The following is a 15,921-nucleotide window of genomic DNA, read 5'->3' as shown; positions in this document are numbered from 1 at the left end:
AACTTGACTCTCTTCAACTTCCATCTATTAATCTTTGAATCTTTGAAAACACAAAAATGCTTCAAAGCCGGCTTAATAAGCCGTCTTCTACACGCGGAGGAATTTACGTACGGAAATCAGGGAGCCCCAGATGCCGATCACGATGCCGATTCCCAGCAATAACGCAATCATGGTAGGAGCAATCTCGCGGAATGGCGTTAATTCGATCATGAGCAAATTCATATTCAATGAGCTGATATTCAGCAGCTTCCAATATCCGCCCAGAATCAATGCCGCGGGAATCAGTGATCCGACGAAGCCAAGCAGTGCCCCTTCTATAAAAAACGGCCAACGAATAAAGGAATTCGTCGCACCCACCATTTTCATAATGGCAATTTCTTTGCGCCGGGCAAGAATCGTAATTTTAATCGTATTGGCAATCAGGAATACAGCCGTAAATGACAGTAAAATCACGATGCCAAAGCCGACCCAGCGAACAATCTGCGTCACTTTAAACAACGCCTCGACAGTCCCTTTGCCGTAGTTCACTTTGTAAATCGGTTTCGGATCTTTGCCGATATTCAGCGCACTGATTTGATCCGCTACCGCCGCTACGTTCCTCGGGTCATCCACTTCGACTGTGAAAGCATCGTTAAGCGGGTTGTTCTCCCCTTCGAATCCATCCAGCAGCGCTTTGCCGCTTTCGCCAAGCTTTTCGCGCAAGTAGACAAGTCCCTCTTCTTTCGAGACGAACTTGATTGTTTTCACACCGATGATGCCCTGGATTTGCGTTTCCAGCGCCGTTATTTGGTCCTGAGGCGTGTTGACCTCCAGGTAGACGTTAATTTCGACTTGATCCTCAATCTGGCTTGCAATATCGTTCACGTTCAATGTGATGAGTACGAAAACACCTAAAATAAACAAGGAAATCGCAATCGACGAGATCGACGCAAACGTCATCCATCCATTCCGGACGACATTCCGCATGCCTTCGCGCAAGTGGCGGGACAATGTGCTAATCTTCATAACCGTATTCCCCCCGCACCTGGTCACGCGCTATAAGGCCGTTCTCGATTGCAATGACTCGTTTACGCATCGTGTTCACGATTTCTTTGTTATGCGTTGCCATAACGATTGTTGTGCCGCGGAAATTAATTTCTTCCATCAGCTTCATGATCCCCCATGACGTCTCCGGGTCTAGATTTCCTGTCGGTTCGTCGGCGATTATGACGGATGGGTTGTTAATTATTGCCCGGGCAATGGCTACCCGCTGCTGCTCGCCACCGGATAGCTGCGACGGCAGCGAATTCGCTTTATCCTTTAATTTCACGAGCTCCAGCACTTCCATCGTACGCTTCTTGATCTGCTTTTTCGGTGCTTCAATGACTTCCATGGCAAAGGCCACATTGTCGAAAATTGACAGTTTCGGGAGCAAGCGATAATCCTGGAATATGACGCCGATGTTTCTGCGCAGAAACGGAATCTTGCGCTGCTTCAACTTCTCCAGATTAAATCCGTTCACGAAAATTTGACCCTTCGTCGGTCTTTCTTCTCTATACATCAACTTCATAAATGTCGATTTACCAGCGCCGGATGGCCCGACAACATAGACAAACTCGTTGCGGTCCACTTTTACATTAATCCCTCTCAATGCATGCGTGCCGTTGGAGTACGTCTTCCATACGTCCTGCATTTCGATCACAATATCACATCCTAAAATATGGATCTTCGGGCTGAGCCCAAAGTGTCTCTGTTGTATAGTTAGCCTTTATGAATTCGACACAAAAGCGGAAATTCCTTCTAAAACCGTACCATTATTCATGTTGGTTACTGTCATTATAACATGATTTGTACACATTTGAGGTTTATAAGGTTTTAATCATAAATCGTTCCCCGGGAACATACATATGGTAGTACAGGCCTTTTCACAATTCGTATGTAAAGGAGCCGCTGACATGCCACTCCACCTTCGGAAAGTCGCTATCCATGTATCCATCGTAACAGGAATGCTGGGCGCGCTCGGCATAGCTCTATATATGTATGGTTCCCAAAGCACGCTGCCTCCGAAATTCGCCGTTGCAGGCTGGCGGGTCGGCGGCATGCCATACGACACGTTTCAACAACAATACGACGAGCGGTTGAACCTGTTGTCCTCCTTTCCCGTACAGCTGCAAACCTCCTATCCGGATATCGCCAATCGCCAGCTAACCCTTGGACAATTAGGTATTGAATATCATGACGAGGCTTTGAAGCAAGCGTTGGACCGTCTGTTCCGCGCCTCCCCCTGGGAGCGGATTAAAGCGCGCTGGCAGCTTCGGCGAGCCGATGTCCCGCTCGAAGTGTCCGTTAGCGAGACGCGGCTTGCCGGAACCGTCAAAGAAACTTGGAAGGATCTCTATAGCCAGCAGCCCGTACCGGCCAAGCGCGTCGTAACGGCACAGGACCAACTGATTTATGAACCGGAGCGCCGGGTTCTTCGCGTTGACACCGTCCATCTGAGCGAGCATTTGCGGGAAATCGCCCCCTCGGTCTCTTACATCCATTACGCTGCGCCGATCAGACTGACGCTTCCCCTCTACGAACAGAGCCCTTCGGTGACGGTAGAAACTTTAAGGAAGCAAGGAATTGAGCGCAAAATATCCGAGTTCACGACCGCCTTCCCGGTGTCGGGCGAAGGTCGGATCCACAACATCCGCTCTACCGCCGCGTCTATCCAAGACATGCTTCTAGCCCCCGGCGAGACGTTCGACTACAGCAAAATCATCGCGCAGACCGAGAGCCGATTCGGCTATAAGGAAGCCCCGGTCATCTTGAACGGCAAGCTCGTTCCGGGCATCGGCGGAGGCATCTGCCAAGTTTCGACAACGCTGTACAATGCCGTGCTGCGCAGCGGGCTGCAGATCGTGGAGCGGCGCAACCATTCCCTGCCCGTCTCGTATATCGCATTGGGACAAGATGCGACATTCGCGAACGGCTATATCAATTTCAAATTCCGCAACAACACGGACGCTTACCTCTTAATCCGCACCGTAACAACGGACCACGACATTACGGTTAAACTCTACGGGCATATGTCGCCATCGGTCACTTACGACATCGACTCCAAGGTCGTTGAAACGATTCAACCTCCGGTCAAATATTTACACAACCCGAGCTTAGCCCCTGGCGCTACCCGGCCGATCTCTACCGGCAAAGCAGGCTATAAGGTAGAGACGTACCGAATTAAAAAGGAGAACGGGGCAATCGTTAGCAGAGAACTGATCTCCAAAGATCAGTACTCGGCTGTTCCTACACTGATCGCCTCCAACCGCGGCGACGTCAAGGCCGAGGAAGGCGGAGGGACTGAGCCTCCACAGCAACCCATCTTGGAGGACGGCGTCAAAGGACCGTCCTTCCGATAAGCTTTGTGACTGGATCGGCCGCAAATATATGTCTTTTATCAAAAGGTCATGTGACTGTAGTTACTAGGTCACTATGACTTTTTTTTATTAAGATAAGCATATAGAGATTGCACATAAGGAGGATGCACGATGAGTAAGGTTGATTATTTCAAAGAATTAAACTATCGACTGCGCGGACTTCCGGAGAAGGAGCGCCAAAATATATTGTCTGTTTACGAAGAATTGTTTCAGAAGGCGGTTGAGAACGGCAAGCATGAGGACGAGGTCGCCCAATCGCTCGGCTATCCGCGAGTACCGAATTGGGATGGACCGAAGGAGCCTAAAGAGCCTCATGAGCCTCAGTCGGCCAGGGGACCTAAGGAGATGCCCTTCGTCAGTCCTGAGCCGCCAATCCGAAACGCGGAGGAGAAGCTCCCTCCATTGGACAGAGCTTACGCAAGACCTGAACCGGGCCCAGCACCCAAGCAGGCACCGGACGCACCAGGCTTCCCGCCGTACACGCCGCCGCAGCCGAACCCCTATTATAGCCAGCAGCCTCCGTACCCCTATCCGGTTAAACAGGAGACCGGAATCAAGGCGATTATCGTATCTATCGCGCTGGGCTTCTTCAATTTGCTGTTCGTGGTAGGTCCGTGGTTCGGCATTTTGGCCACGCTAATCGCACTATTTGCATCCGGATTCGCTCTGATTGTCGCCCCGATCGCCGGTATGCTGAGCAGCTTCATGGGCACGGTCGGCAACGATCTGCGTTTCATCGGCTTTGCCATGCTCAGCTGCTTCGGCTTAGGCGTCATTCTGACGACCATCAGCACTTGGCTGATCAAAGCCTTTTTCAAACTCAGCTGGTCGTACATCCAATTCAACGCCAAACTCATTAAGGGGGCCTAAGCCATGAAACGTGGATACAAATTTTTCCTACTGACTGGCTTTGCCTGTTTGGCCGTGGGTCTGGTAGGTTCAGCTATTTCTTTCAAGACGTTAGATCTCGAGGCCGGCATCGCCAAAGTCGATATCGAGAAGAAAATATCTGCCGCTAGTATTGATACGATAATCATTCAAAACGATATTTCCAACATCACTTTCGTCCCGACGAACGGGGATGAAATCAAGGTCCGCCTATCCGGTACGATGCGCGAGCAGAACGCCAACGAGTGTACGGTAGAGGCGGTGACGGAAGGCAGCAATGTATGGCGCGTAGACGTTTGCACGAAGGAGAAAGATCACTTCGATATCGGCTTCGACATAACCGAATTCAAGAATTGGATCGCCGGCCGCGGCTTTGGCCTGAAAACCGAAGTGTCGCTGCCGGACAAAATGTACAAAGCCATTACCGTCAATTCCGATACGGGCGGCATCGCACTCAACGACCTGAAAGCCGAGAAGCTGACGGTCAATACGGATACCGGCAACATTTCGCTCGATCGTTACGAAGGCAAATCGATGAACCTCCAAACGGATACGGGCAGCATTCACATTCAAGAAGGACAGGGCGATGCGAAGCTGAAGACCGATACGGGAAGCATCACAGCCAGAATGGCCGAGATCGGCGAGTCCGTCTCTCTGGAGTCGGATACCGGCAGCGTGCGATTGACGCTCGATCCCGTGCCTAAGAACGTCAACTTCGATCTAGCGGCCGATACGGGCGCCGTCAATCTGGAAGTGCCCGGTCTAACCGTAGACCGCGAAGATCATCATGCCGCCAAAGGCACCCTCGGCGACGGCAGCAAGAAAGTCAAAATCCGCGTCGATACCGGCTATATCTCCGTCACCGGCCGGTAAAGCAGCAAAAAAGCCTTCAACTCCCATCCAGCCGGATGGCGTTGAAGGCTTTTGTTTATTTGCTTTTCTCCAGGTATTCTTGCAGCCACGCGTTGGACGCGGCGAGCACTTGCTCGGCGCGGACAATCGCTTCGGATACTTGATTGCTGGCTGTACCGCCGTAAACATTGCGCGCATTGACCACTTGCTCCGGCTGCAGCACCGCATAGATATCGGACTCGAACAGCTCGGAGAACGTTTTGAATTCCTCGATGCTCATATCGAGCAGATATTTCTTGTTCTGAATGCAATGCAGCACCGTTTTCCCGATCACCTCATGCGCCTGGCGGAACGGCAGCCCTTTGTTCACCAGGTAATCGGCGATATCCGTCGCATTGGAGAAGTCTTGGTTAACGGCTTGTCTCATCCGGTCCGTGTTCACCTTCATCGTCGCAACCATAGGGGCGAACAATTGCAGCGCGCCTTGCAGCGTGCGAACCGTATCGAACATGCCTTCCTTATCTTCCTGCATGTCTTTGTTGTACGCCAGCGGCAGCGACTTCAGCACGGTCATCAGACCGAACAGGTTGCCGTAGACGCGGCCTGTTTTGCCGCGGACGAGCTCCGCTACGTCCGGGTTCTTCTTCTGCGGCATGATCGAGCTGCCGGTGCAGAACGCATCGTCGAGTTCAACGAACGCGAACTCTGTGGAAGACCACAGCACCATCTCCTCGCTGAAGCGAGACAGGTGCATCATAATCATGGACGCGTTGGAGAGGAACTCCAGGATGAAGTCGCGGTCGCTGACCGCATCCAGGGAGTTCTCGTACACGCGTCCGAACCCGAGCTGCTCCGCCACGAAATGGCGGTCGATCGGGAACGTCGTACCGGCGAGCGCGCCGGCGCCGAGCGGCAGAACGTCTACGCGCTTGTAGCTGTCCTGCAAGCGCTCGAGGTCACGCTGGAACATGCTGACATAGGCCATCATGTGGTGCGCGAACAAGATCGGCTGCGCACGCTGCAGATGCGTGTAGCCCGGGATGATCGTGTCGATGTTCTTCTTCGCTTGATCGATCAATGCTTCCTGCAGCTTGATCAAGTGTCCGACGAACTCCACGACGCGTTTGCGCAAATAGAGATGCATGTCCGTCGCGACTTGGTCGTTGCGGCTGCGGCCGGTGTGCAGCTTGCCGCCGACAGGACCGATCAGGTCGATCAATGTTTTCTCGATATTCATGTGAATATCTTCATTCTGAATGGTGTATGCCAGCTCGCCGCGGCGAATCATGCCTTGCACCTGCAGCAGGCCGTCCTTGATCGTTTCGACATCCGCAGCAGGAAGAATCCCGCATTTCCCCAACATGGTAACATGGGCCAAGCTGCCTTGAATATCTTCTTCCGCGAGTTCTTTATCAAATGTAATCGATGCCGTATATTCCTCGACCAATTGGTCGGTTTGTTTCGTGAATCGTCCACCCCATAGCTTTGACACGCACACCCACTCCTCTCTATATTTACAGCCCAAAGGCTTTCCACAAGGGAAAGCCCGGTTCACAGCTTATGATAAACTTATTTCTTCGCGTTCTGCTCGACACCGGAAGATACTTTCAGACGAAGCGCGTTCAAGCGAATGAAGCCTGTTGCATCGCCTTGATCGTAAGCTTTGGTCGGATCGGCTTCCATCGTAGCGATATCCGGATTATAAAGGGATACCGGGCTCTTCACGCCGGCTCCGATGACGTTGCCTTTGTACAATTTCAAGCGAACCGTACCGGTCACGTTTCTTTGGCTTTCCGTCACAAGCGCTTGGATCGCCAGACGCTCCGGAGCAAACCAGAAGCCGTTGTATACCAGGCTCGCATATTTCGAGATCAGGGAATCACGAAGGTGCATCACATCGCGGTCCATCGTGAGGGATTCCATTTTGCGGTGAGCGGTGAACAGAATCGTACCGCCCGGCGTTTCGTACACGCCGCGGCTCTTCATGCCGACGAAACGGTTCTCCACCATGTCCACACGGCCAATGCCGTGCTTGCCGCCGATTTCATTCAACGTTTCCATCACTTGCAGCGGAGTCAGCTTCGCGCCGTTGATGGCGACGCAGTCGCCTTTCTCAAACTCCAGTTCGATGTATTCCGCTTGATCCGGCGCATCTTCCGGCGCCACGCTCAGAACGTACATATCTTTGTTGGAGTCAGCTGCCGCATCGAACCAAGGATCCTCCAGCATGCCGCTCTCGAAGGAGATGTGCAGCAGGTTGCGGTCGGTCGAATAAGGCTTGGCAGCGGAAGCCGTTACCGGAATGCCGTGCTTCTCGGCATACGCGATCATCTCAGCGCGGCCAGGGAACTGCTCGCGGAATTCTTCCAGACGCCAAGGTGCGATAACAGAAATCTCAGGAGCAAGCGCCGCTGCTGTCAATTCGAAACGCACTTGGTCGTTTCCTTTGCCGGTTGCGCCGTGGGCAATCGCCGTTGCGCCTTCCGCGCGCGCGATTTCGACCATACGCTTCGCGATCAGCGGACGCGCAATGCTCGTGCCGAGCAAGTATTGCCCTTCATACAAAGCCGCCGCTTGGAACATCGGGTTGATGAAATCCTTCGCGAACTCATCGCGCAGATCGTCGATGTAGATTTTGGATGCGCCGGTTTTGAGCGCTTTTTCCTCCAGACCGTCCAGCTCGTCTTTTTGCCCGATATCCGCGGTGAAAGCAATGATTTCGGCGTCATACGTTTCCTTCAGCCATTTCAAAATAACCGATGTATCCAACCCGCCGGAATACGCGAGTACGATTTTTTCCTTAGCCATGTCTAGTAATCTCTCCGTTTCCTATAGTTCTATTTATTATATCATGGTCGCGGCCATAATAGCCTTTTGCGCATGAAGACGATTCTCTGCCTGGTCGAAAATAATCGAATGCGAGCCGTCGATGACGCCTTCGCTCACTTCTTCGCCGCGGTGTGCCGGCAAGCAATGCATGAACAAGTAATCGGACTTGGCATACTTCACGAGGTCCTCATTGACTTGGTAGTTTTTGAACGCAATCTCGCGCTCTTTCTGCTCGGCTTCAAAGCCCATGCTGGCCCATACGTCGGTGTAGACGATATCCGCATTCTCAATCGCCTCACGCGGATCGCGCGTCAACAGGAAGCTTCCGCCGTATTGTGCGGCATTTTCCTTCGTATTCTGAATGACTTCCTGATCGGGATCGTACCCTTCCGGCGAAGCGATCGCGAAGTCCATCCCTAATTTGCTCGCACCCACCATCAAGGAATGCACCATGTTGTTGCCATCCCCGATGTAAGCGACTTTGATGCCTTTCAGGCGGCCTTTTTTCTCAAGCACGGTCTGATAATCAGCCATGACTTGGCAAGGATGGGCATAGTCCGTCAAACCGTTAATGACCGGAACCGTTGAACCGCGTGCCAGATCGATGACTTTACGATGCTCGTAGGTACGGATCATAATGCCGTCGAGGTAACGGGACAGCGTTTGCGCCGTATCCCAAACCGTTTCGCCGCGTCCGAGCTGCAGGTCGTTTTTGCTCAGGAACAAAGCCTGCCCTCCAAGCTGGTACATCCCCACTTCGAATGAAACGCGCGTACGCGTCGAGGACTTCTCGAAAATCATGCCGAGCGTCTTGCCGGCCAGCACGGCATGCGGCTCTCTCGCCTTCTGCTTGCGCTTCAGCTCGATGCCATAGTGAATCAAATATTCAATTTCTTCCGGTGTATAATCAGCCAGTGCGAGGAAATCCTTACCTTTCAACTGGGCCGCCACTTCTTCTTGTAAAGTTGTGTTCATTCGTTCAACCTCTCTCCCTGTTTCCTCATTACTTCGCGCTGATCGTCGCTGCCTTCTCCGAGAGGACGGCGCACAGCACATCAAGCCCTTGATCCAAATCCGCTTGCGGTATATTCAAAGCAGGCACTAACCGAATCACGTTCGGCCCCGCCGGAATGACCAGTACGCCACGCTTATGCATTTCGCTGATGAATTCGCCTGCAGGCTGGGTGCACTCAATGCCGATCAAAAGCCCGATGCCGCGAATTTTCGCGACGAGCGGATTGCCGGCCAGCTTGCTCTCCAGCTTCTTGATCGTATAGTCGCCGATTTCGGCTGCGCGCTCCGGCAGCTGCTGGCTTAGAATCGCATTCACCGCCGCATAGCCGGCAGCCGTCGCAATCGGCGTACCGCCGAATGTCGAGCCGTGGCTTCCCGCGTTGAACGCTTCCGCCAAGAAAGCTTTGCCGAGCATCGCCCCGATCGGGAACCCGCCGCCCAAACCTTTGGCCAATGTGAAAATATCCGGTTCAACCCCATAATGCTCATAGGCAAAGAGCTTGCCTGTGCGTCCTACACCCGTTTGAATCTCATCCGCAATCAACAGCAGATTCTCCTGCTTGCACAGCTCGGCAAGCTGTTTCACGAATTCCGGATCCGCCGGCAGCACGCCGCCTTCTCCTTGGACCATCTCCAGCATGATAGCGCATGTTTTATCATTCACAAGACTGCGGACAGCCTCGATATCGTTGTACGGTGCATAGACGAAGCCTTCGGGAAGCGGAAGGAAGCCTTCCTTCACTTTATCTTGACCCGTTGCCGTCAATGTTGCGAGCGTACGTCCATGGAACGACATGTTGAACGTGATAATCTCGTACCGGCCGTTGTTCAGCACCTTCTGATTGTAACGGCGTGCCAGCTTGATCGCAGCCTCGTTCGCCTCCGCTCCCGTGGAGCAGAAGAAAACGGCATCCGCACAGCTGTTCGCCGTTAACAACGATGCAAGCTTCTCCTGATTCGGAATATGGAAAAGGTTGCTTACGTGCCACAGCTGATCCAACTGCTGCACAAGCTCCTCCTTAACTTCCTTCGGCGCGTGCCCAAGGTTCGCTACGGCGATCCCGCTCATCAAGTCGATATATTCCTTGCCTGTGTCATCCCACAGCCGGCTGCCTTCCCCTTTCACCAGCGTAATCGGATATCTGGCGTACGTTGGAAAGAGCGAGCTTTTCCCCGTTTCACTCATGTACATTCCCTCCTTAGTGTTTATCGTACAATTCTTGTTCCGATTCCCGTGCCCTTCAGCACTTTGCTCAGCACATTCGGCTCCGCTCCGTTCACGATCACAACTTCCTGCACCTTGCCTTGGATACAAGCAATCGCTGCGCGAACCTTCGGAATCATGCCGCCATAAATGTCTCCGCTAGCGATCATCTCTTCGATCTCCGCCACGCTCACGACAGGCAGTACCTGCTTCTCGCCGTCCACCGTCTTCATAATGCCGGGAACGTCCGTTACGACGACCATCTGCTCGACACCTAGGTGCGACGCAACGGCACCGGCCGCCGTATCCGCATTGATGTTGTAACGCTGGCCACCGTCAGCACCAAGACCGACAGGCGCGATGACCGGAATATAGCCCATATTCACAACGCCCTGAATGAGTTCGGCGTTGACTTTCGTTACGTCGCCGACAAGACCGACTTCATGGCTGTTCGCCACCGGCTTCGCTTCAATCAGATGTCCATCCACACCAGACAATCCGAGCGCCGCCGCACCGGTCAATTGAATGCGCCGGACGATCTCTTTGTTGATCTGGCCGGATAGCACCATCTCCACGACGTCGAGCACCGCCTCCGTCGTTACCCGGAGTCCGTTCACGAAGCCGGATTCGATGCCCAGCTTCCCGAGCGTATCCGAAATCGCCGGCCCGCCGCCATGCACAATCACGGTGACAATGCCTTCTTCTTGCAGCTGACGCATATCTTCAAAAAAACTGGCCGGCAGCGCCGCAAGCGTACTGCCGCCGCATTTCATCACAAAGCAATTGTTCTTCACTGCGCTCGTTCCCCTTCTTAAGTGCGGTAAGCCGCGTTGATGCGTACGTAATCATATGTCAAATCGCAGCCCCAGCCCGTTGCCTTGCCGGCGCCCATATGTAAATTCACGTGTATTTGAATCGTGTCCGTTTTCAAATAAGACAGCGCCGCTTCCTCGTCGAACTTTACCGGACGCGATTGCTCCAGTACAGCGATATCGCCCAAGCGGATATCAACCGTGTTCACATTCACCGGTTGGCCCGAGTAACCGACGGCCGCAATGATCCGGCCCCAGTTCGCGTCAGCGCCGTACACGGCGGACTTCACGAGGCTCGAACCGATGATCGACTTCACGATCTTCCGCGCCGCTTCATCGTTCTCCGCGCCGATGACTGTCGTCTCGATCAGCTTCGTTGCGCCCTCGCCGTCGCGTGCGATTGCCTTGGCGAGGTACTCGCCGACATACTGGAAGCCTGCTGCGAAGGCTTCCCAATCCGGGTGCGCCGGTGTCAGCGTCTCACCGCCGGCCAAACCGCTGGCCATCACCACGACCATGTCGTTGGTGCTTGTATCGCCGTCAACGGTGATCATGTTGAAGGTGTTATCCGTAATCCTGCTAAGCAGCGCCTGCAGGTGCTCGCTCTCGATCGGCGCGTCGGTCGTCATGAAGCCGAGCATCGTCGCCATGTTCGGATGAATCATCCCCGAACCCTTGGCTGCCCCGGCAATGTGAACCTCCTTGCCGCCGACCGTAAGACGAACGCATGTCATCTTCTGCACAAGATCCGTCGTCAGGATCGCTTGGCAGAAGTCTTCCCCGCCGTCTGCTTGAATGCGCTGCGGCAGCTGCTCGATGCCTGACAGCACCTTGCCCATCGGCAGCAGCTCGCCGATCACGCCCGTGCTTGTGACGCCGACGTGATGCTCCGCCACGCCCAGCGCCTTCGCGCTAGCCGCACGCATCGCATAGGCGTCGTCCTCGCCTTGCTGGCCCGTGCAAGCATTGGCGTTGCCGCTGTTGACGATCATCGCCTGCAGCTTGCCGCCTTGCGCGATGCTCTCCTGCGTCACGCGCAGCGGTGCCGCCTGGAACGCGTTCAGCGTGTATACGCCCGCCGCTGCCGCCGGCACATCACATACGATAGCGCCCAAATCGAAGCGCTCCGTCTTCTTCAAACCGCAGTGCAGACCGCCTGCGCGAAAGCCTTTCGGCGTCGTTACCGTGCCCTCCGGCACGACCGTGAAACTAGCTTTATCCAAGATTCTCGTCTCCTCACATGTCCTCTTCTTATGGATAAACCGGCGCGAACAGCAATCCGGTTGTTTCTTCCCAGCCGTACATCAAATTCAAGTTCTGAATAGCCTGCCCTGCAGCGCCCTTCACGACATTATCGATGACCGACACAATCGTCACACGACCTGTCCGTTCATCCACGGAAAAGCCGATATCGCAGTAGTTGGAGCCGGCAACTTCCTTCGTAGACGGGTATTTGCCCTCTTGGCGAATCCGCACGAACTTCCGGCCTTCATAGAACTGACGATACAGCTCGATGAAATCGGCTGTCGTATGCTCGCCTTGAACCGTCGCGTACATCGTCGACATAATTCCGCGTGTCATCGGCACCAGGTGTGTCGTAAACGTAGTAACGACCGGTTTCCCCGCTACACGGCTGAGCGCCTGTTCGATCTCCGGAATATGCTGGTGCTTATTCACCTTATACGCGCTTAGATTCTCGTTCACTTCCGCGTAGTGCACGCCGAGGTTCACCCCGCGACCCGCTCCGGATACGCCGGATTTGGCATCGATGATGATCGTCGCAGGATCGATCCAGCCCGCTTTGACAGCCGGGATCAAACCAAGCAGCGTTGCTGTCGGATAACAGCCCGGATTCGCGACCAGATCGCTGCCTTTCACTTCGTCTCCGAACACTTCGGATAGCGCATAGACCGATTTCGCCAGCACGTCCTCGGAGGCCGGTTTCTTTTTATACCATTTCTCGTAATCGCTGCTGGACTTCAAACGCAAATCTCCGGAAATATCAATAACCTTCAGGCCCGCAGCCAAAAGTTTCGGTGAAAGCTCCGCACTGACGCCCGCCGGTGTGGCCAGGAACACGACGTCGGCTTTGCCTGCGATCAAATTAACGTCTAATTCGTCGAGTATATCAACCACGATTTCTTGCAAATGTGGAAAATGGTCCGCCAATGGCGCTCCCGCATTCGAGGTCGAAATGACCGAAGTGATTGTCACCAATGGATGCGCCTGCAAGAGGCGGATGACTTCCACGCCGCCGTATCCAGTAGCTCCGATAATTGCCGCTCTAACGCCTTGACTCATATGAATTCCCCCGTTACTCCGAAAATATATGTATGATTATACAGTCATATACATAATAATTCAATGAATTTTTTTCGTCCTTTTTCGCTGGATTTAGGTCAGAAGATGCAGGATCGGTCAAGGGTTTGACAGCTTTTTGAACGAAAACCCCAAGAGCTGTTTCCCTCAGGGACTCCACGAAAAAATATTCATAATATGCATAGACGGCTTGTTCAGAAAACGAACAGTTATATTATCCCAAATTGAGCAGTGGACTAGCAACTTTTTTTTGTGGAGTTCAGCGCTCGCCCTATCAAAAAAACCGTCAGGCCGCGAAGTGCGCTCCAATTGTTAGACACGATCTACCATTGGGCGTGCATTTCAGGGCCTGACAGTCTTTGGGGTTACCCCGCCTGATTCAATATGTGAGAGCCGTAGAAACGCCAATCGCCGCACCTAGGCATGCCGCTTGAACCCTTCGCCCAGCACCTCATTCGTTTCACTCAAAATCACAAAAGCCTGCGGATCCACCGACCGCACCAGCGTCTTCAGCCGGCTCACTTCGCTCTGCTTCACCACGACCATCATCACCGTCCGCGACTCCCCGGTAAATCCGCCCGAGCCGTTTAATTCCGTTAAGCCGCGGTCCAAATCGTACAGAATCGCTTTGCGCAGCGCCTCCGTCTGATCCGAAATTATAAACGCCACTTTGGCATAATTGAAGCCCAGCTGCACGATATCGATCGTCTTGGTCGTGACGAAAAGCCCGATCAACCCGTACAGGGCATTCTCCGGCGTAAACGCCAGCGCTGAGCTGATAATGACCAAGCCGTCGAACACCGCAACCGAGAAACCCAAACTCAAGCCCGTATACTTATGTAAAATTTGTGCGGCCAACCCTAGACCCCCTGTCGATCCGCGGCCGCGGAAAACGATACCCAATCCCAACCCTACGCCGATTCCGCCGTAAACGGCGGCTAGCAGCGGATTATGCGTCGGAATACCCAGATGGCTGGTGACAAGGACGCACAGCGGGAATACGACCGATCCTACGGCCGCTTTCAACCCGAATTGTCCGCCGAGCAGCCACAAGGCCAAAAGGAAAATCGGTATGTTGAGTGCCCACTGGGTGATTGCCGGGCTCACACCCGCCACATACTGAACGATCGTCGAAATGCCCGATACGCCTCCGGTGGCAATTTGGTTCGCGTTCAGAAAACAGTTAAAGCTCGCCGCCATAATTAACGAGCCTACTATTAATAACGTATATTCCAATACGGTATGCGCTGGACTTCCTATCCGTATCCATGGTTCTTTTCGGCTTCGGGACACCCTAGGCCCTCCTCTCACAAAAAAACCTACACCTGTTAGGTGTAGGATGATCGTCTGAAGTCTTGGCTATGCGCGGCACGGCTCAGCGAGTGGATTCCGCTTAATGCCGGCCACGTCGATAACCGCCGCTCGCTTCGCTTCGCTTTACTCCTCGTTCTCCGGCTTCTTAATCTGATGGCGCAGGAACGCATCGATGAACATATCCAGATCTCCGTCCATGACCGCGCCGACATTGCCTGTCTCCGCAGAGGTCCGGTGATCCTTGACCATGCTGTATGGATGGAAGACATACGAACGGATTTGGCTGCCCCAGCCGATATCGGACTGTTCGCCGCGAATCTCCGCCAGCTGCTTCATCTGCTCTTCGATCTTCTTCTCGTAGAGCTTGGAGCGCAGCATTTTCATCGCTTTCTCGCGGTTCTTGATCTGCGAGCGCTCCTGCTGGCAGCTAACCACGACGCCCGTCGGAATATGCGTAATCCGTACGGCGGAGTCCGTGGTGTTAATATGCTGACCGCCGGCACCGCTGGCGCGATACGTATCGACCTTGAGATCCTCCGTGCGGATCTCAACCTCCGTATCGTCTTCGATTTCCGGCATGATATCGCACGACACGAAGGACGTGTGGCGTCTGCCGGACGCATCGAACGGCGAAATACGCACGAGCCGGTGCACGCCCTTCTCCGCCTTCAAATAGCCGTAGGCGTTGAAGCCCGTGATCTGCAGCGTGACGCTCTTCACGCCGGCTTCATCGCCGGGCAAATAGTCGAGCACCTCGACTTTGTAGCCCCGCTTCTCCGCCCAACGGCGGTACATGCGCAGCAGCATCTCCGCCCAGTCCTGCGACTCCGTGCCGCCCGCACCGGGATGTAGCTCCAGAATCGCATTCAGCCGGTCATATGGCTGATTGAGCAGCAAGCCAAGCTCGAAGGCTTCGAGCCTGGTCTTGAGCGCCGCGATGCCTGACTCAATGTCAGCCACCAGGCCGGCATCGCTCTCCTCTTCCTCGAGCTCGACCATGACCTGCAGGTCCTCGAACTCGTTCGAGAAGCCTTGGAATTGATCCACAACGCTCTTCACCGCGTTAAGCTCGGCAATCGTCTTCTGGGCGCGTTCGTTATCGTCCCAGAAGTCCGGCGCTCCCATTTTCTCCTCGAGATCGCCGATCATTTCCAGTTTATGATCTAAGTCAAAGAGACCCCCGTAATTCGGTTAGTCGCTTTGCTGTTTCTCTTAAGTCTTGTTTCACTTCTGGTTCCAGCATATCTTAACACCTCTTTATTCTCTTATGCCTCTAAAAGCGGCTTAACCA

The 15,921-nt window shown here is 53.9% G+C and carries 14 protein-coding genes; 3 read left to right on the top strand and 11 right to left on the bottom strand.

The features are described from left to right. Positions 1-87: 87 nt before the first annotated feature. Positions 88-1,005 carry a permease-like cell division protein FtsX gene (gene ftsX, locus PUT07_RS32600; RefSeq protein WP_274472968.1) on the bottom strand — a complete coding sequence of 306 codons (918 nt, stop codon included), beginning with the start codon at positions 1,003-1,005 and terminating at the stop codon, positions 88-90. Next, entirely contained in the window at positions 995-1,681 is a 687-nt protein-coding gene (gene ftsE, locus PUT07_RS32595) for a cell division ATP-binding protein FtsE (protein WP_167055104.1), read from the bottom strand. The genes ftsX and ftsE overlap by 11 nt, the downstream gene beginning before the upstream one ends. 253 nt (positions 1,682-1,934) lie before the next feature. On the opposite strand from ftsE, the gene PUT07_RS32590 reads away from it, so the two are divergent. From PUT07_RS32590 to PUT07_RS32580, 3 genes are all read left to right on the top strand, one after another. Next, positions 1,935-3,380: a VanW family protein gene (locus PUT07_RS32590; RefSeq protein WP_274472967.1), complete on the top strand. Its 1,446-nt coding sequence runs from the start codon at positions 1,935-1,937 to the stop codon at positions 3,378-3,380. 129 nt (positions 3,381-3,509) lie between these two features. Then, positions 3,510-4,268 carry an HAAS signaling domain-containing protein gene (locus PUT07_RS32585; RefSeq protein ID WP_274472966.1) on the top strand — a complete coding sequence of 253 codons (759 nt, stop codon included), beginning with the start codon at positions 3,510-3,512 and terminating at the stop codon, positions 4,266-4,268. Between the two features lie 3 nt (positions 4,269-4,271). After that, complete coding sequence (locus PUT07_RS32580) at positions 4,272-5,159, top strand: DUF4097 family beta strand repeat-containing protein (protein WP_274472965.1); 888 nt, start codon at positions 4,272-4,274, stop codon at positions 5,157-5,159. Positions 5,160-5,214: 55 nt separating this feature from the next. Here the strand turns inward: PUT07_RS32580 and argH are convergent, their stop codons facing one another. The 9 genes from argH to prfB form a co-directional block, all read right to left on the bottom strand. Beyond that, entirely contained in the window at positions 5,215-6,630 is a 1,416-nt protein-coding gene (gene argH, locus PUT07_RS32575) for an argininosuccinate lyase (protein WP_274472964.1), read from the bottom strand. Between the two features lie 77 nt (positions 6,631-6,707). Further along, entirely contained in the window at positions 6,708-7,946 is a 1,239-nt protein-coding gene (locus tag PUT07_RS32570; RefSeq protein ID WP_274472963.1) for an argininosuccinate synthase, read from the bottom strand. A 36-nt stretch (positions 7,947-7,982) separates the two neighbouring features. Beyond that, the gene (gene argF, locus PUT07_RS32565; protein ID WP_274472962.1) at positions 7,983-8,942 is read right to left on the bottom strand and encodes an ornithine carbamoyltransferase; all 960 of its coding nucleotides are present in this window, start codon (positions 8,940-8,942) and stop codon (positions 7,983-7,985) included. A 28-nt stretch (positions 8,943-8,970) separates the two neighbouring features. Then, the gene (locus PUT07_RS32560; RefSeq protein ID WP_274472960.1) at positions 8,971-10,167 is read right to left on the bottom strand and encodes an acetylornithine transaminase; all 1,197 of its coding nucleotides are present in this window, start codon (positions 10,165-10,167) and stop codon (positions 8,971-8,973) included. A gap of 20 nt (positions 10,168-10,187) precedes the next feature. Then, entirely contained in the window at positions 10,188-10,958 is a 771-nt protein-coding gene (argB, locus tag PUT07_RS32555) for an acetylglutamate kinase (RefSeq protein WP_274472996.1), read from the bottom strand. Between the two features lie 38 nt (positions 10,959-10,996). Continuing rightward, positions 10,997-12,223 carry a bifunctional glutamate N-acetyltransferase/amino-acid acetyltransferase ArgJ gene (argJ, locus tag PUT07_RS32550; protein WP_379241195.1) on the bottom strand — a complete coding sequence of 409 codons (1,227 nt, stop codon included), beginning with the start codon at positions 12,221-12,223 and terminating at the stop codon, positions 10,997-10,999. 25 nt (positions 12,224-12,248) lie between these two features. Further along, positions 12,249-13,298 (bottom strand): N-acetyl-gamma-glutamyl-phosphate reductase, encoded by a 1,050-nt coding sequence (gene argC, locus PUT07_RS32545; RefSeq protein ID WP_274472958.1) that lies wholly within the window; start codon positions 13,296-13,298, stop codon positions 12,249-12,251. A gap of 435 nt (positions 13,299-13,733) precedes the next feature. After that, entirely contained in the window at positions 13,734-14,609 is an 876-nt protein-coding gene (locus PUT07_RS32540) for a YitT family protein (protein ID WP_274472957.1), read from the bottom strand. A 144-nt stretch (positions 14,610-14,753) separates the two neighbouring features. Next, positions 14,754-15,873, bottom strand: a protein-coding gene (prfB, locus tag PUT07_RS32535; RefSeq protein ID WP_274472956.1) for a peptide chain release factor 2 whose coding sequence is annotated in 2 segments (ribosomal slippage) — positions 14,754-15,800 and positions 15,802-15,873 — 1,119 coding nt in all. Because the reading frame shifts where the segments join, the coding sequence is not laid out codon by codon here. Positions 15,874-15,921: the final 48 nt, after the last annotated feature.

This window comes from Paenibacillus sp. MAHUQ-63 (assembly GCF_028765165.1).
Lineage (GTDB): Bacteria > Bacillota > Bacilli > Paenibacillales > NBRC-103111 > Paenibacillus_E.
This window is presented reverse-complemented; position numbering and strand designations above follow the sequence as displayed.